The 16,276-nt window shown below is 57.2% G+C and carries 14 protein-coding genes; 7 read left to right on the forward strand and 7 right to left on the reverse strand.

The window, feature by feature from the left end; genetic code table 11:
- Positions 1-206 precede the first annotated feature (206 nt).
- Genes FKM97_RS16375 through FKM97_RS16400 form a run of 6 tightly spaced genes read left to right on the forward strand, consistent with a single transcriptional unit; the run spans position 207 to position 7,355 of the window.
- Entirely contained in the window at positions 207-2,381 is a 2,175-nt protein-coding gene (locus FKM97_RS16375) for an acetate--CoA ligase family protein (protein ID WP_144293512.1), read from the forward strand.
- Positions 2,381-3,550 (forward strand): acyl-CoA dehydrogenase family protein, encoded by a 1,170-nt coding sequence (locus FKM97_RS16380; protein ID WP_144293513.1) that lies wholly within the window; start codon positions 2,381-2,383, stop codon positions 3,548-3,550. Before FKM97_RS16375 ends, FKM97_RS16380 begins: the two co-directional genes overlap by 1 nt.
- 24 nt (positions 3,551-3,574) lie before the next feature.
- Entirely contained in the window at positions 3,575-4,414 is an 840-nt protein-coding gene (locus FKM97_RS16385) for an ABC transporter permease (RefSeq protein ID WP_246105118.1), read from the forward strand.
- Entirely contained in the window at positions 4,411-5,211 is an 801-nt protein-coding gene (locus FKM97_RS16390; protein ID WP_205015110.1) for an ABC transporter permease, read from the forward strand. The genes FKM97_RS16385 and FKM97_RS16390 overlap by 4 nt, the downstream gene beginning before the upstream one ends.
- 32 nt (positions 5,212-5,243) lie before the next feature.
- Positions 5,244-6,278: an ABC transporter ATP-binding protein gene (locus tag FKM97_RS16395; protein ID WP_170240957.1), complete on the forward strand. Its 1,035-nt coding sequence runs from the start codon at positions 5,244-5,246 to the stop codon at positions 6,276-6,278.
- Between the two features lie 18 nt (positions 6,279-6,296).
- Positions 6,297-7,355 (forward strand): ABC transporter substrate-binding protein, encoded by a 1,059-nt coding sequence (locus tag FKM97_RS16400; RefSeq protein WP_144293515.1) that lies wholly within the window; start codon positions 6,297-6,299, stop codon positions 7,353-7,355.
- A gap of 6 nt (positions 7,356-7,361) precedes the next feature.
- Here FKM97_RS16400 and FKM97_RS16405 read toward each other — a convergent pair whose 3' ends face one another.
- Positions 7,362-8,273: a DUF72 domain-containing protein gene (locus FKM97_RS16405; protein ID WP_428977914.1), complete on the reverse strand. Its 912-nt coding sequence runs from the start codon at positions 8,271-8,273 to the stop codon at positions 7,362-7,364.
- A gap of 93 nt (positions 8,274-8,366) precedes the next feature.
- Between FKM97_RS16405 and FKM97_RS16410 the strand changes: the two genes are divergently transcribed.
- Complete coding sequence (locus tag FKM97_RS16410) at positions 8,367-8,615, forward strand: hypothetical protein (RefSeq protein WP_144293517.1); 249 nt, start codon at positions 8,367-8,369, stop codon at positions 8,613-8,615.
- A gap of 9 nt (positions 8,616-8,624) precedes the next feature.
- Here the strand turns inward: FKM97_RS16410 and FKM97_RS16415 are convergent, their stop codons facing one another.
- The 6 genes from FKM97_RS16415 to FKM97_RS16440 all read right to left on the reverse strand — a co-directional run bounded on the left by FKM97_RS16415 (position 8,625) and on the right by FKM97_RS16440 (position 15,599).
- The gene (locus FKM97_RS16415; protein WP_246105119.1) at positions 8,625-8,861 is read right to left on the reverse strand and encodes a formate dehydrogenase subunit delta; all 237 of its coding nucleotides are present in this window, start codon (positions 8,859-8,861) and stop codon (positions 8,625-8,627) included.
- Positions 8,851-9,684, reverse strand: coding sequence for a formate dehydrogenase accessory sulfurtransferase FdhD (gene fdhD, locus FKM97_RS16420; RefSeq protein ID WP_144293518.1), 834 nt, complete (start codon positions 9,682-9,684; stop codon positions 8,851-8,853). Before fdhD ends, FKM97_RS16415 begins: the two co-directional genes overlap by 11 nt.
- Positions 9,685-9,690: 6 nt before the next feature.
- Positions 9,691-12,570 (reverse strand): formate dehydrogenase subunit alpha, encoded by a 2,880-nt coding sequence (gene fdhF / locus FKM97_RS16425; protein ID WP_144293519.1) that lies wholly within the window; start codon positions 12,568-12,570, stop codon positions 9,691-9,693.
- Positions 12,571-12,580: 10 nt separating this feature from the next.
- Positions 12,581-14,137 carry a formate dehydrogenase beta subunit gene (locus tag FKM97_RS16430; RefSeq protein WP_144293520.1) on the reverse strand — a complete coding sequence of 519 codons (1,557 nt, stop codon included), beginning with the start codon at positions 14,135-14,137 and terminating at the stop codon, positions 12,581-12,583.
- Positions 14,134-14,607, reverse strand: a complete 474-nt coding sequence (locus FKM97_RS16435) for a formate dehydrogenase subunit gamma (RefSeq protein WP_144293521.1) — start codon at positions 14,605-14,607, stop codon at positions 14,134-14,136. The genes FKM97_RS16430 and FKM97_RS16435 overlap by 4 nt, the downstream gene beginning before the upstream one ends.
- Positions 14,608-14,708: 101 nt before the next feature.
- Positions 14,709-15,599, reverse strand: coding sequence for a LysR family transcriptional regulator (locus FKM97_RS16440; RefSeq protein ID WP_144293522.1), 891 nt, complete (start codon positions 15,597-15,599; stop codon positions 14,709-14,711).
- Between the last annotated feature and the right edge of the window lie 677 nt (positions 15,600-16,276).

Consider the following 16,276-nt stretch of genomic DNA (forward strand, 5'->3'; position numbering starts at 1 on the left):
CTCTTCAGAGCCTTCCCCCTCCCGACTTCACATTTCCCATATTCAAGAAGAATTTGATCCTTCAGAAGAAGCCAGGGACGATCAATCTTAAATCCACCCGGTCACGCGTGATGCTAGCCGGAGGTTGCTTTGTGCAACTTGCCATGACCTGAAGTCATGACCTCCTGACAATTCCGGCTCTCGCGTGTTTGGCTTTCAGAGCTATCATGGGCCAAGCGAGTGGAGAGAACGGGATGGGGGAGGCCATAACGAGTAGAACGCTTCCCGACGGGGACATTTCGCAGTCCGCGGTACCGTTGCGCCTGGATGCTCTGCTGAAGCCCCGCTCGATTGCCTTTGTCGGAGCCTCACCTAGGCGAGACAGCCCAGGCAACACGATGATGTGGGCAGCGGCATTGGATGGTTATGCTGGCCGGGTTTATGCAATCAATCCGAAATACGGCGAAGTTGAAGGCGTCGCTTGTTTTCCTAATCTGAAAGGGCTCCCGGAAACTGTTGAGCACGTCGTGCTCGGATTGGCCAACGAGGCTCTGGAGGATGGCCTTGATGAGGCCATAGTCCATGGGGCGCGTGCCGCGACGATTTTTGCCAGCTGTGACTTGGGAGAAAGCGGAGATGATGCGCTGGGTGCGCGTCTCACCGCAAAGGCGAAGGCCGCTGGTGTGGAGATCTGTGGCGGGAATGGGATGGGTTTTCTCAACCCGCAGATTGGCCTGCGAGTTTCCGGCTTCGCTGTCAGGAAGCGGATGAAGCCCGGCCGTGTCGCCTTTATCACGCAATCTGGTTCTGCATTCAGCGCACTCACCTATAATGACCAGCGGCTCAAATTCTCGATTTGTGTATCTAGCGGCCGGGAGTTTACGACGACCGCCGCGGATTACCTCGATTGGGCACTGGACCAACCCTCGACTCGAACAGTTGGGCTTTTCATTGAAACAGTCAGAGATCCGGCGAGCTTTGTAGCCGCGCTCGAGAAAGCGCAGTTGCGGCGCATTCCCATCGTTGCGCTAAAAGTGGGACGCACCGAGTTAGGTGCCGGCTTCGCCGCCAGCCACAGCGGCGCGATCGCTGGGAACACAGCGGCTTACGAAGCGGTGTTCGAGCGTTACGGTGTGTTTGCTGTTGATAATCTTGATGATCTCGCAGCTCATCTGTTGCTGTTTTCTTGTGGGCGAGAGGCGGGTCCGGGAGGTCTCGTGAGTCTGCACGACTCTGGTGGCGAGAGGGAAATGGTGGCCGATCTCGCGGCGAAGCACGATGTGTCTTTCGCAGCCGTGTCGGCGGCCACGCTGGAGCGCCTCCGGCCTCATCTCGACGCTGGGCTGCAACCTGCAAATCCTTTGGACGTCTGGGGGACCGGGCGTGATTTCGAAAATCATGTGGAGGCTTGTCTAGCCACGCTGCTGGAGGATGACCAGACTTCGGTCGGCGTGTTGTTTCAGGACATTCGCAGTGACAGCTACATTGCAAATGGGTTCTCTCGCGCCGTACTGCGCGTCTCAGAACGAACCGCCAAACCCTTGGCGATCGCCACCAATTTCGCAGGCGTCGATCACCGCGATCTCGCGCTCAAGGTGACAGAACAAGGGGTGCCAGTCATTGACGGCACCGAGGAAGCATTGAAGGCGATCAAAGCGCTTTTGACCTTCCGCGATGCGAAGGCACTGAAGCGGAATGTGGTTGCGCCGACACAACCCGAGGTCATAGGTCGTTGGAGAGCGAGGCTCGGCGGCGCAGCACATCTCGACGAAGCCGAATCGCTGGCGCTTTTGTCGGATTACGGAATTTCCGTGCCGAGATTGCAACGGGCGGCAAGCCTCGTGGAGGTCGTCAGAGCAGCAGCCGAGATCAACTACCCCGTGGCGTTGAAGACAGCCGAGCCTGGCATCGACCACAAGTCAGATTTTGGCGGGGTCCTACTCAATCTTCCTGACGAGAATGCGCTGGTCCGAGCCTATGCGGATTTGTGCGCGCGACTAGGACCGAATGTGCTGGTGGCAGAAATGGCACCGCCTGGCATCGAGGTGGCATTCGGGCTTATTCGCGATCCTCAATTCGGGACGTTAGTAATCCTTGCGGCAGGCGGCGTTTGGATCGAGGTGTTGCAAGACCGGGTTGTCGCGCTGCCGGGCTTCGGCGCGGAGGAGGCTCTCCGCCTAATTGATCGGCTGCGGCTTCGCCCACTTTTCGACGGCCGTAGGGGCAGGCCCCCGGCAGATATTGGTGCACTCGCCGAAGCGCTTAGCCGCTTTTCAATCCTTGCTGCTGATCTCGGCGACTTGATCGCGGAGATGGACGTAAACCCCCTCATCGTATCGGCGAGCGGCTGCATGGCGGTAGATGCCTTGATAGTCTCAAACGACCTTCCCCAGAGGATGTAATGGATCTTCATTTTTCGCCTCGTGAACTCGAATTAGCCAGTCGTGGAAGGGATTTCTGCGATCAAGTTCTAATTCCGCTTGAGCTTGTTGCCGACGAGCACGGTGAACTGCCGATGGACCGTCGCGATGCCGTCAAACAGGCGGTACGCGAATGGGGGCTGGCCGGCATCAATCATTCGAAGGAACATGGCGGGCTAGGTCTGACCATGACTGAGCAAACGGTCATCGAAGAACAGCTGGGTCGTGTTACTAACGGCCTTTGGTCATGTGTATGGCGTCCGCCAGTCAGCTTGAAGTTTGGCTCGCAGCAGCAAATCACGGAGTATCTTGAGCCCTCTTGCCACGGGCATAGGCGAGGTTGTTTCGCGATTACGGAGGCCGACGCGGGCTCCGATCCTCGCCGCGTTAAGACAAGGGCAGTTAAGCAGGGCGGAAAATGGGTTGTTACGGGCGAGAAATGGTTCGTAACATCTTATAATGCTTCAGATTTCGTGATCGTCCACGCCCATGTGGATGATGATCCGGACAAGCCGACGTTGTTCCTGGTGGACAAACCGAATTCGAGCATCAACCATCTCCGATCCCCAAAATTCATGCATAACTTCGCATTTGATCATGCCGAGCTTCGTTTGGAGGGGGTCGAACTCGACGAGAGCAAAGTGCTCGGAGAGATTGGGCAGGGCTTGGAACTCACCAAGGATTGGTTTGTGGAGGCCCGATTGCAGATTGCCTCCCACAGCTTGGGCGCCGCAATTCGGGCAGCGGAGATCGCCAATGATTATGCCACTCAGCGGCACCAGTTCGGCCGGGCAATTCGGGAGTTTCAGGGTGTTGAGTTTATGCTCGCGGATATGGCCGTCGAGATCTTCGCCGCAAAGTCCATGTTGTACCGGGTAGCTTGGGAAATTGACCAGGGCCTCGATCGGAAGCGAGTTCACGCTCATGCCAGCGCGCTCAAACTTTACTGTTCGGAGGTGGCGGGCAGGGTGATTGACAAGGCCCTCCAGGTCCTTGGTGGGCGCGGCTACATGCGTGAGAATCCAGTCGAGCGGCTCTATCGCGACATTCGTGTCGACCGGATCTGGGAGGGAACCTCTGAGATTCAGCGTGTAGTGGTGGCCGGTCAGATTAGGAAGCGTGGTATGGAGCTGTTCAGCGGTTGGGCATAATCGGGCAGAAGGAGGAGCCGAGCCTTGGGAGCAAAAAGGCGACATTGGGAGACGGTACTGCTGTTGGGGCCGGCGGTGCTCGTGCTCTTGTTGACGTTCATCGGCCCGCTGGTTCGTCTATTCACCCTGGCGTTCACCGATGAGATGGGGCCGCTCGCGACCTTTACGGTACTGTTGGAGAGCTCGGTTTATCGTCGGGTGATGATAAACACTTTCTTGGTGGCGCTCCTGGTTACTGTGGTCACTATTCTCCTGGCATGGCCCGTCGCCTATGCTCTCAGTAAGCTCAAAGGTTTAGCCTTTACAGTTGTTCTGTACGGGGTGCTTTTCCCTTTTTGGATCTCTGTACTGGTCAGGACCTTTTCCTGGATGCTTCTGCTGGAGCGCAATGGTCCCGTAAATCGTTTTCTGATCGAGCTTGGTGTCACCGATCAACCTTTGGCCCTGATGTTTAATGATGTCGGCGTTGTCGTCGGCATGGTCCATATCTTGTTGCCCTACATGGTACTGCCGCTCTACGCCGCTATGAGCCGAATCGATCGTAATTTGCTTTTGGCCAGCGACGGATTGGGTGCCGGGCTCCTTGACACATTTCGCAGGGTATACTTGCCCCTGTGCCTCCCCGGCATAGCCGGAGGAGCTAGCTTCGTCTTCTTGCTGTCGCTTGGCTTCTTCATCACGCCGGCTCTCCTGGGCGGAGCGAATGCGATCACACTGTCTATGCTGATCGCCAACTTCGTGAACGAGCGTCTCGCCTGGTCATTAGCGGCAGCCGGCTCCATGGTGCTCTTGGTGATCGTGCTGGCGATCATGGCCTTTGCTGCTCGGCTTCTGCCCCTCGACAAGGGGCTGGTTGCAAAATGAACCGGCTGCCCTTACCTCTTCGCATTGTCGGAAATGGTGCGACAAGCGTCGTGCTGGCTTTCTTGGTGATGCCGATCCTTGCGGTGTTGCCGGCGTCTTTCAACAAGGCGAGCTATATCTTTCTGCCGCCAAACGATTATTCACTCGATTGGTACAGCCGCTTTTTCGCCGATGGCGAGTGGCGGAGTGCGTTCATGAACAGTATCGAGGTCGCACTTCTGGCCACTGCGATTGCGGTAACTCTAGGGACGGCGGCAGCTTTAGGGCTTAGGCGTGTTGGCCCTAAATGGCGTGCTTTTCTCACCGGCTTGTTTCTGGCCCCGCTGATCGTGCCGGTGATCGTGACCGCGGTGGCTTTGTATCGCAGCGCCCTCGATGTAGGCTTGTCCGGGACCATTTTGGGCATGAGCCTGGGTCACTCACTCTTGGCCTTACCCTTCGTCGTGATCAATGTCGGCATAGCTTTGAGGGCGGTCAACGACAACTGGATCAGGGCTGCGGCGGGCCTGGGGGCAGGCCCCTGGACGATTTTCCGGACCATCACTTTACCCAACATCACCCCGGGCATAGTTGGAGGAGCCATCTTTTCATTTATCACGTCTTTCGACGAAGTCGTTGTTGCAGTCTTCTTGGCGGGATACAGCAACAAAACCTTGCCTGTTAAGATGTGGGAGTCGATCCGGTTGGAATTCACGCCCGTCATCGCCGTTGCTGCGACCCTCATGATCGGTATTGCGATCGTGCTTTTCATCATCGTTCAAGGGGTCGCTAAAGCTTCCGGGAGAGCTACATCATGAGCATAGCCGGACAGCCGCTGCGCCTTGATGCTGTGAAGCAGAAATACGGCGCCTTCACCGCACTTCAACCGACGGATCTGGAAGTGCGGGCTGGCGAGTTCCTGACACTGTTGGGTCCGTCGGGCTCCGGCAAGACAACATTGTTGAATTTAACCGCTGGCTATCTGGAGCCCACGGAAGGCCGGATCTTTATCGGCGATCGCGACGTGACACATCTGCCGGCCCGCAGGCGCAATATCGGTATGGTGTTCCAGAACTATGCACTGTTTCCGCATATGACGGTGGCAGAGAATGTCGCCTACGGTCTGAAGGTCCGCAGTGTGGCCAGGAATCAGATCCTCGCCCGAGTGCAGGCATGCTTGGCCCTTGTCCAGATGGAAGAATACTCAAAGCGTCCCATTCAACAATTGTCCGGTGGTCAACAGCAAAGGGTCGCCCTGGCCCGAGCGCTCGTGATTGAACCCGACGTATTGCTGATGGATGAACCTTTGGGAGCGCTGGACAAACAATTGCGTCGCTCGGTGCAGCTTGAATTACGACGCCTCCATCAGGAGCATCGTCGCACCACCATCTATGTCACTCATGATCAGGAGGAGGCGCTCGTGCTCTCCGATCGTGTGGCAGTTATGAGTCAAGGAGTCATGCAGCAGCTTGGCAGCGCCTCCGAGATCTACAACGCTCCACGCAACGCCTTCGTCGCCGGTTTCATCGGCGAATCCAATCTCATCCCAGCTGTCATCAAACGGCTTGTTGGAGAGGAAGCTGAGATCGAGGTCCCTGCGTTCAAGCGGACCTTAACCGTAACAGCGGCGCCATCTCTTTCCCCAGGTACGGAGGCACAGCTGCTGCTCCGACCCGAGCATCTAATCGTCACTCACGATGGGGAAGGTGTTTCTGCTGAGATCGTTGAGGTCATCTACCTCGGCGAGCTGACGGCCTACACGCTGAAGCTCGAGGGAGGCCAGACCATCGCTGCCCGCCAGATCACCGACAGAGTCTATTCCCTGAATTCCCGTGTGAGGGTCACGTGGAAACCCGGCACTGCACGAGCAGTGCCTATAACTTAAAGCAAGAGGAGGGTCGAAATGAAGGGTCTGAGTAGACGTAATTTTCTCATCGCAGCGGCAGCAGGAGCAGCGGGTGCCGCGGTCTTCCCTGCAAGAGGTCGAGCAGCGGAGCGGCCATTCACGTTTACGTCGTGGGGAGGAGCGCTCTCCAATGCGGAGAAGGATGCGTTCATTGATCCCTTCGCTAAGTTAAAGGGTATCGAGGTCATTAATACCTCCCCTACGGAGACTGCCAAAATCAAGGCAATGGTCTCAGCCGGAAAGGTTGAATGGGACCTCGTAGACGTCGGCGGGCGAACTGTTTGGCAGGGGGCGGAGCAGGGCTTCCTTGAGAAGCTGGATATGTCCAAGATACCAAATGCTTCTGCTTTGGACCAAGGCTGGGTGTCGCCGTACGGAATTGCAACATCCACCGGCGCGACCATTATCGCCTGGTCGAAGTCGGCCTTTCCCGATGGCGGACCACAGTCTTGGGCAGATTTCTGGGATGTAAAGCGCTTTGCTGGACCCCGCGGCTTATACAAGTATTTTTACTACAATTACGAGGCGGCCTTGCTCGCCGCGGGTCTGAAACCAAGTGAGGTCTTCCCCTATACAGCTGAAAAAGCCGACCAGGCCCTCGCGAAAATCAAAGAACTGAAGCCGAATGTAACTGTGTGGTGGGGGGCCGGCGCGCAACCCCCTCAGCTCCTCTCCTCCGGCGAACTAGCGGCATCCTCGGCCTGGAGTGGCCGCATGCTTGCGGCATCCAAGGAGGGAGCTCCGATTGACTTCACATATAAGGACGGCATCGCCTGGGCGAACTGGTGGGTCATTCCGAAGGGGACGCCTTATGCCGCCGTCGCCAATGAGGCGATCAATTTCGCCCTGGATAAGCTGCAGCAGGAAAAGCTCTTGGCGCTGAAGACCTATGGACCCGTTCTGGGCTCCGCAACGGCAGCGGCTGATCCCGAAACCATGAAGATCCTCGTCATGGCGCCGAAGAATATCAAGGATATGCTTATCCTCAATGAAGAGGAGGCGAACAAATATTCGATCGCCTATGAGGAAAAATGGAATCAACTGATGCTCGGTTGATCCTTTTCACTCTAACTGAACATTAAGCCGCCTTGCCAAGGCTGTTGCATTAGCAGGAGCTTTGACTTTGGCGTCATTGTCGAAGAAGACGAAAACATCACGCCCACCGGGGCGCCGCTTTGATGGTGCTTTAACACGCTGGCCATCCGGCGCCTCGCGTCCTTGGGCCCAAGCTGTGACTCGCTTCGACCATTGGTCGAGGGCACTCTCGTCATATCCGCTGACATAGAGTTCCTCCGACCCATGCAGTCGGCAGTAGACGAAATCCGCTGTTAGATCCATGAGGAGCGGCCAGTCGACGGTGTCGGCGCATACGAGTGCAGCCTCATGCTCCTGCAACAACGCGATGAAGTTGGGGTCACGGAAGCTCTCATGGCGTATTTCGATTGCATGGCGCAAAGGTCCGTCGGTGTCGCAAGTAAGCCAAGTGCGTCCCTCCATCCTGTTGTCATGTCGCAGCGCTAATGCCTGTGCAGCCGCGGTTGTGGTCGGAAGCATTTGGAGAAACGAGCGAAACAGGTCTGCGTCGAAGGTCATTTGGGGTGAGAACTGCCATAGAATGGGACCAAGCTTTGTCCCCAGCCGCAGTAATCCTGAGGCCATGAAATTAGCCAGAGCCGTTTCGATATTCCGCAACTTCAGCATGTGGGTGATATAGCGGGATCCCTTGACGCAGAACACGAAGCTCTCGGGCGTCTCATCGCGCCATCGGCCAAAACTCTTGGGACGCTGTAGGCCGTAGAATGTCGTATTGATTTCGATGGCGTCGAACTTTCGGGCCGCAAAGGCAAGTTCTTGCCGGCGCGGAAGCGCTTTTGGATAGAAGGTCCCGCGCCAGGGAGCATAGGTCCACCCGGAGATGCCGATGCGTATCCTTCCCGCCTTCTTCACCGATCGCGACTCCGACGATGTTCCCATCCTGCAATGCTCGTTAATCAATCCAGTTCCCCGGCGCGGAAGGGAACGATCGAGGCGGGTGAGGGTTGTCGCTCCGCCGAGGAGAGTAGATGAATGTTGAAGTCCTGGATGAACCTGATGCGATTGGGTCTTGAATCTCAGCATGTCATCGCCTTGCGAATGGCAAGGTTGAGTCAAGGCGGTGCCATAGGGCAGGCTGAAGCAAACCGAATGGTCATGGAGAAGCTAACGGCGGCTGCTCTGGCTTCGGCGACCATCATGGCGGGTGCGGGTCACGACAAGGTAGTCCAGGACTATCGGCGCACAGTCAGAGCCAATGCGCGCCGACTGAAACTCCGCTGAATGACACTGCTAGGGAGAGGAAGGGGCCGCGACGGTGACGGGCGTCATATTTGGCCTCGCTTCTATCACGAGTGAATCGAACCCAGTATTGCCGCCATCGACCAATTCGAACAACTGCGCACGCATACGCGGCTCCCAAAACTTGTTGATATGGTCGGCGACCCCAGCCACGCCCTCCGCATGCGGCTTGGATCTGAAGAAGGCCGCGATCTGGTTGGCCATGTGAATCAGCTTATCAGGCGACAATGATTGGGGCTCCGACCTGGATCGATTGAGAGAAGGTGAAGACGTCGAACTCGTCTCCTCTGACCAACGCGATCAATGTAATGCCGGCGTTTTCTGCCGTGCGGACCGCCAGGGCAGTGGGGGCGGATACGGCGATTACAAAGGACGTACCGATTGCAGCGCTCTTCTGGATCATTTCGACCGATACACGGCTGGTGATCACGACAGCCCCTGTCTTTCCTTTTATATCGCGCAGGGCAAGCGCACCGGCGAGTTTATCGAGTGCATTGTGACGGCCAACATCCTCGCGGGCCATGACGATTCCAGAATTCGGCGTGTAAAACCCCGCCGCATGAGCGGCGCCGGTCTGGCGATGCAGTGGTTGCATCTGAGACAGCAGCCTGACCGCCTGCACGACGTCTTTGTCGCTGAGGAAAACGGCTGGAGAGCCGACCTTGGGAACCGAGCGCATGGCCTCCTCGATTGACTCGATGCCGCACAAACCGCAACCTACAGGTCCCGCGAGCCGCCGGCGGCGTGTCTCGAAGCGACGATTGGCGGCATCTCTGAGGACAATCTGAATGTCCAATCCGGCGCCATGATCCTCGATGCAAATCTCACCAATCTCGTCGACAGACGCCACGATTCCCTCAGTGATGCAGAACCCTCGTGCGAAATCCTCGAGATCCATCGGAGAAGCCATCATCACTGCGTGCGTGCTGCCACCAAAGGAGAAGGCAACGGGCGTCTCCTCGGGCACCGTCCGCTCCTGGCAGCTGGCACCGGCATGCCTCATCGTCAGCCGCACGACGTTCGACAGCGCAGATCGGCCGGTTGCGGACATCAGATTTTACTCGGCCGCTTGCATTGGCCGGACAATTCTACGGCTCATTCGCGCCTGTTCGTCATATTCCCGCTGCCATTCACTAGGACCGTTCGATGGCCCAACCTGCACAGCAGTAACCTTGTATTCCGGGCAGTTGGTTGCCCAGTCGGAAAAATCCGTTGTGATGACATTTGCCTGGGTGTTCGGATGGTGAAAGGTCGTATAGACGACCCCCGGTGAAACCCGGTCGGTAATGAACGCCCGCAACGTGGTTTCGCCCGCGCGGCTTTGCACTTTCACCCAGTCGCCGGTGCGGAGACCTCGTTGCTCTGCATCATGAGCATGGATTTCCAGTTTGTCCTCTTCATGCCAAACGACATTATCCGTACGCCGCGTCTGTGCGCCGACATTGTATTGGCTGAGGACCCGGCCGGTAGTGAGCAGCAGAGGGAAACGCGGCCCCGTTTTTTCGTCCGTTGCCAAATATTCAGTGCGGATGAATTTACCCTTGCCGCGCACAAAACCGTCTATATGCATGATCGGCGTACCCAGCGGCGAGACTTCGTTGCACGGCCACTGCACTGAACCGACTTGATCGAGATAGGTGTAGGACACATTGGCAAAACTTGGCGTCGTTGCGGCGATTTCGTCCATGATCTCTGACGGATGATTGTAACTCCAATCGAGTTTCATCGCTTGGGCCAAGCGTTGGGTGACTTCCCAGTCGGCATATCCATTCTTTGGTGACATCACCTTGCGTACACGGTTGATGCGGCGCTCCGCGTTCGTGAAGGTTCCATCCTTCTCCAGGAAAGTTGATCCCGGCAGAAAGACATGGGCATAATTCGCGGTCTCGTTGAGAAACAGGTCGTGGACGACGACGCATTCCATGGCAGCCAGGCCGGCGGCCACGTGGTGAGTGTCCGGATCCGACTGGAGAATATCCTCGCCCTGAATATAGATGCCTTTGAAGGAACCATCGACGGCCGCATCCAACATATTGGGAATGCGCAACCCCGGCTCTTTATCGAGTTCGACGTTCCAGAGCTTCTCGAAGATATCTCGTGCAGCGTCGCCAGAGATATGGCGGTAACCCGGCAACTCATGAGGGAACGAGCCCATGTCGCAGGCGCCCTGGACATTGTTCTGTCCGCGCAGGGGATTAACGCCGACGCCTTGGCGTCCCAGATTGCCGGTCGCCATGGCAAGATTGGCGATCGCGATGACCGTCGTTGAGCCCTGGCTATGCTCTGTGACTCCGAGGCCGTAATAGATCGCTCCATTGCCGCCGCGCGCGAAGAGGCGCGCTGCACCGCGGATCTCTGCAGCAGGGACGCCCGACAGCTTCTCGATCTCTTCAGGGGAATGTTGTGGTTCTGCGACAAAGGAGGCCCAATCCTGAAATTCTTCCCAATCGCATCGCTCGCGAATGAAGGCCTCGTCGAAGAGACCCTCTGTGACGATTACGTGGGCCAGGGACGTGACCACCGCAACATTGGTGCCGGGTCGCAGCGGTAAATGATACTGCGCCTCGACATGCGCCGAGCGCACGATATCCGTGCGGCGCGGATCGATGACGATCAGCTTGGCGCCTTTCCGCAGCCGCTTCTTGAGCCGGGACGCAAACACCGGATGACCGTCTGTTGGATTGGCCCCGATGATCATCACGACATCCGTATGTTCGACGGAGTCGAAATCCTGCGTGCCCGCGGAAGTACCGAAAGTCTGGCCGAGACCGTAACCAGTCGGCGAATGGCAGACGCGGGCGCAGGTATCCACATTGTTGTTACGAAAGCCCTGGCGGATGAGCTTCTGCACCAGATAGGTTTCTTCATTCGTGCAGCGTGAAGAGGTGATGCCGCCTACAGCGCCACGACCATATTGATGTTGGATGCGGCGAAACTCAGTTGCTGCGTAGGTCAGTGCCTCATCCCACGAAACCTCGCGCCAGGGATCGCTGATCTTCTCACGGATCATTGGCTTCAGGATGCGATCCTTATGTGTCGAATAGCCGTAGGCAAAGCGGCCCTTCACACAACTATGGCCGCGATTTGCCTTGCCATCCTTGTACGGGACCATGCGGACTAGCTCTTCGCCACGCATTTCCGCTTTGAACGAGCAGCCAACGCCGCAATACGCGCATGTCGTAACAACGGAATGTTCTGGTTGACCGATGGTGATGACCGACTTTTCAGTCAGCGTGGCCGTGGGACACGCCTGGACGCATGCGCCGCACGAAACGCATTCGCTGTCTAGAAAGGACTCGTGCATTCCTGCAGACACGCGGCTGTCGAAGCCGCGGCCTTCGATCGTGAGAGCAAACGTTCCTTGCACCTCTTCGCAAGCGCGGACGCAACGCGAGCAGACGATGCATTTGGACGGATCATAGGTGAAATAGGGGTTGGACTCGTCCTTCTCCATCCACTGAAAATTGGTCTCCCCCTCACGGCGGGCCTGAACGTGATTGTCACCCTCATAGCCATAACGCACATCACGCAAACCCACTGCACCGGCCATGTCCTGCAACTCGCAATCGCCATTTGCAGCGCAGGTCAGGCAGTCCAGCGGATGATCGGAGATGTAAAGCTCCATGACGCCGCGGCGGATGTCCTTCAGTCTCCCGGTCTGCGTATGAACGACCATCCCAGGAGTGACGGGCGTGGTGCAGGAGGCAGGGGTCCCGGGGCGCCCCTCGATCTCCACAAGGCAGAGACGGCACGACCCGAAGGCGTCCACCATATCCGTGGCGCACAGCTTTGGGACCTGTATCCCCGCCTCCATTGAGGCGCGCATGACGGAGGTGCCCTCTGGCACCGTAACCTCAAAACCGTCGACGGTAAGTGTCACTAGCTTCGCGGTTCGGACGGCGGGTGTGCCGTAGTCGATTTCTTGGACGAGACCCATGGACTTTTTCCTATTCGGCCGCCTGGCGGACGGAAGACGGCCTGAAGTCTTCGCGAAAATGCGTAAGCGCGCTCATCACGGGATATGGGGTGAACCCCCCAAGCGCGCAAAGCGAACCGAACTTCATCGTGCTGCAGAGATCGGTCACCAGAGCGATCTGCTTCTCGGGTTCGATGTTCTGGGCCAGCCTGTCCAAAGTTTCGACGCCGCGGACAGAGCCGATGCGGCAGGGAGTACACTTGCCGCAGCTTTCGATGGCGCAGAATTCCATCGCAAACCTAGCCTGCTTTAACATGTCGGCCGTGTCGTCGAAGACGACAATACCCGCATGTCCGATAAGACCGTCTTTGGCGGCGAACGCCTCATAGTCGAAGGGTGTATCAAACAGGCTGCGGGGGAAATAGGCACCCAAGGGACCACCGACTTGTACGGCCTTGACCGGCCTTCCCGTTGCTGTCCCGCCGCCAATGTCGTCGACGATCTCGCCCAAGGTCAGGCCGAAGGCCGCCTCAAACAAGCCGCCATGACGTACATTGCCGGCGATCTGGATGGGAATGGTGCCGCGCGATCGGCCCATGCCGAAATCTTTGTAGAAGGCAGAGCCCTTGTCCATGATGATGGGCACGGAGGCGAGCGAAATCACATTGTTGATGACTGTGGGCTTGCCGAAGAGACCCTTATGCGCCGGGAGCGGCGGTTTGGCTCGCACCGTGCCGCGACGGCCCTCAAGGCTTTCCAGGAGGGATGTTTCCTCACCGCAGACATAGGCGCCGGCACCGGAGCGGATCTCAATATCGAAGGTGCGGTAACTATCGAGCATGTTGCCGCCAAGAAATCCGGCGCGCTGTGCGAGCTGGACGGCTTGGCTCATAACTTTGATGGCATGAGGATATTCGGAACGGATATAGACAAAGCCCTTTGTAGCGCCAGCGGCAAGCCCGGCAATGGCCATGCCCTCGATCAGGACGAACGGATCGCCCTCCATGATCATGCGATCTGCAAATGTGCCGCTGTCGCCTTCATCCGCATTGCAGACGATATACTTTCGATCCGCGGCGGTCTCCAGAACCGTCTTCCATTTTATGCCGGTAGGGAACCCCGCTCCGCCTCGCCCGCGCAGACCGGAGTCAGTCACCTGTGCCACGATGGCCTCAGGCACCATGCCAATTGCGGCCTTGAGGCCGCGCCAGCCGCCGTGTGCTTCGTATGCCTCGATGCTGAGAGGATCGATGACACCGCAACGGGCGAAGGTCAGGCGGGTCTGCTTGGCAAGGAACGGAATCTCCTGAGGATCGCCAAGGGAAAGTGGATGGGGGCCACCATTCAACAGCCCCGCCTGAAAGAGCGATGGAACATCCTTTGCAGTGACGGGTCCATAGGCAACCCGGCCCGTCGGCGTCTCCACTTCGAGCATCGGCTCGAGCCAATAAAGGCCGCGCGAACCATTGCGGACCAGAATAGCATCGACACCTCTTGCAGCGAGCTCCTGCTTAATGGCGCCGGCAACCTGCTCGGCCCCCAGAGCCAGAGCTCCCGAATCCTGAGGAACATAGATCTTGACCGTCATGACCGAACCGCCTGAATGATCTCCGCTACCCTCTTGGCATCGATGCGGCCGATCATTTCACCGTCCAGCATAGCCGCTGGTGCACAGGCGCAGAGCCCCAAGCAATAGACCGGCTCGAATGTGACGGAATTGTCCCGTGCAGTCTGTTTCAAGCCGATACCGAGCTCACTTTCCAGTTGGTACCGAATGTGATCGCTTCCCATCGCCTGGCAGGCTTCCGCCTGACAAAGTTTCAGGATGTGACGCCCTGCAGGTTGATGTCGGAAGTCATGATAGAACGTGAAGACCCCATGGACCTCGGCGCGGGAAATGTTGAGTGCCTCTGCAATCAGAGGAAGAGCTTCGACAGGCACATAGCCGAATTCATCCTGCAGACCATGCAGGATCGGCAGAAGAGGACCTTCCAACGGCTTGTGTCTCTCGACCACTGCCATGACACGTTCGATCAGAGGCGAATTTCCAGGCCGCATAACGCGGCACCTCCTTCTCATAAGTCCTATTTAGAACTAGTCGAAAGGAGAGGGCCCCATCAATACTGCCGTCTCGTCAGTCGATAGAAAATTCCTATCGATCATGCGAAAGTTTTGGCGAGGAGTCGTGCTTCGTAGAGCAGCGCCGATACCAAAGGTGGATGCGGCTCCCGATGAGCGGCCACTATGCCCACCAAATGGCTCGCATCCGGCTCGACAATGGGAATGGCACGGATGGGCTCAGAAAAGCCAAAGGTCTCGGCCAGATTGAGCGGCATGATCGATGACCATTTTCCAGTCCGGATATGAGAGAACAGCACGATCATTGAGTTGGACTCGAGCGTAGGTTTGGCTTCGGCACCTGCCTCGTTGAGATGATGATTGATGATACGCCGGTTCTGCATGTCGGGCGTCAGCAAACAGAGCGGTAGTAGGCTCACCTCGGCCCAACTCACGCTCGAATGTTCGGAGAAGGGCGTCCCGGCAGCCGTGATCAACTGATAGCGCTCGGAGTAGAGCGGCACAGTTTCCACCCGGCCGAGAGGTTCGTTGTCGAGATAGCTGATGCCGACATCGATTTCAAAATTCTCAAGCAGCGTCAGCACTTCGATCGAGGTTCGCGATAGGATTGAAAACGTAACATTTGGGTGTTTCTCCCTGAAAGGTGTCGTCAAGCGTGGGGTCATGGCAAGAGCCGTTGGGATGGCCGCGATACGCACATGCCCTGCCAAGCCGTGACGGGTGGCGCGCATTTCCTCCCGCATCGTACGGCTGTCATCGACGATGCGCCGCGCCCATTCAAGGACACGCTGTCCCTCGGCTGTCAGGCCTTGGAAGCGGGAGCCTCGTTGCACCAGCATGACTCCGAGAGTGTCTTCCAGCTGCTTGATCGCGGCGGAAAGGGTAGGCTGCGTAACGCCGCAAATGATGGCGGCGCGCCCAAAATGCCGCTCTTTTGCGAGTGCAATGAAGAATTCGAGCTTGTCGATCAGAGAACGGCCTCATTATGACGGCAACCAAATCTTCCCAGCTGATATCTGGCCGCACGGAGCTATTGTATCAGCATAGTCACATCGGATTGCCAGCCGATTGGCCAGATATCCGCTGAGTCCTGTTGAGCTTCGAGCAAGCTCAACGCGACATTTAAGGCTGCCGGGTCAATCCGTTCAACCGTCTCAGTCAGCTTGGCTAGCGCCAGCACCCGAAGCTTGCAACAGGATCACCCGTTCAGAGGCGTCCCCGCTCTTCGGTTTCGCGATCCTCTGCTCCCCCCTACAGAACGGCCCTGAAGTCATCCATGAAGCAGCGCATTCACTCGGGCGGACTTCGCAGAAATTGTCGTGGGCGTTTCCGATGCCAGAATCACGTCTCAAGTATTTCTATGTTGATGTAGATCAATGCTGAGGCTGTAGGCACAGCTACTGATTCAGCTGAAGTCCTGAATAACAATTATTGGGAGGAAAAGTTGAGGGAAGTAACGGGAGGTTCTTGATCGAATTATCATGAAGAAGAAATCCAGTTGTTCAAGACGCTCGGATGAGCTGAAAATTGAACCTCATATTGGCCCTGCAAAACTAAGGGTGGCCCTACATGCCAGCGTAGTCCCCCATGAAGGGGCAATGTCGTAGCAACTCTCAGATACTTATTGCGGCATCTCCAGTGCGGCGCA

The organism is Rhodoligotrophos appendicifer, from assembly GCF_007474605.1.
In the GTDB taxonomy this organism is placed as follows: Bacteria; Pseudomonadota; Alphaproteobacteria; order Rhizobiales; family Im1; genus Rhodoligotrophos; species Rhodoligotrophos appendicifer.

Bases quoted from the DNA above. Each gene is read 5' to 3' on its own strand.
- FKM97_RS16430 (WP_144293520.1), bottom strand. From the start codon at position 14,137: ATGACGGTCAAGATCTATGTTCCTCAGGATTCGGGAGCTCTGGCTCTG.
- FKM97_RS16400 (WP_144293515.1), top strand. From the start codon at position 6,297: ATGAAGGGTCTGAGTAGACGTAATTTTCTCATCGCAGCGGCAGCAGGA.
- FKM97_RS16390 (WP_205015110.1), top strand. From the start codon at position 4,411: ATGAACCGGCTGCCCTTACCTCTTCGCATTGTCGGAAATGGTGCGACA.
- fdhD (WP_144293518.1), bottom strand. From the start codon at position 9,684: ATGTCCGCAACCGGCCGATCTGCGCTGTCGAACGTCGTGCGGCTGACG.
- FKM97_RS16375 (WP_144293512.1), top strand. From the start codon at position 207: ATGGGCCAAGCGAGTGGAGAGAACGGGATGGGGGAGGCCATAACGAGT.
- FKM97_RS16410 (WP_144293517.1), top strand. From the start codon at position 8,367: ATGTTGAAGTCCTGGATGAACCTGATGCGATTGGGTCTTGAATCTCAG.
- FKM97_RS16435 (WP_144293521.1), bottom strand. From the start codon at position 14,607: ATGCGGCCTGGAAATTCGCCTCTGATCGAACGTGTCATGGCAGTGGTC.
- FKM97_RS16380 (WP_144293513.1), top strand. From the start codon at position 2,381: ATGGATCTTCATTTTTCGCCTCGTGAACTCGAATTAGCCAGTCGTGGA.
- FKM97_RS16405 (WP_428977914.1), bottom strand. From the start codon at position 8,273: ATGGGAACATCGTCGGAGTCGCGATCGGTGAAGAAGGCGGGAAGGATA.
- fdhF (WP_144293519.1), bottom strand. From the start codon at position 12,570: ATGGGTCTCGTCCAAGAAATCGACTACGGCACACCCGCCGTCCGAACC.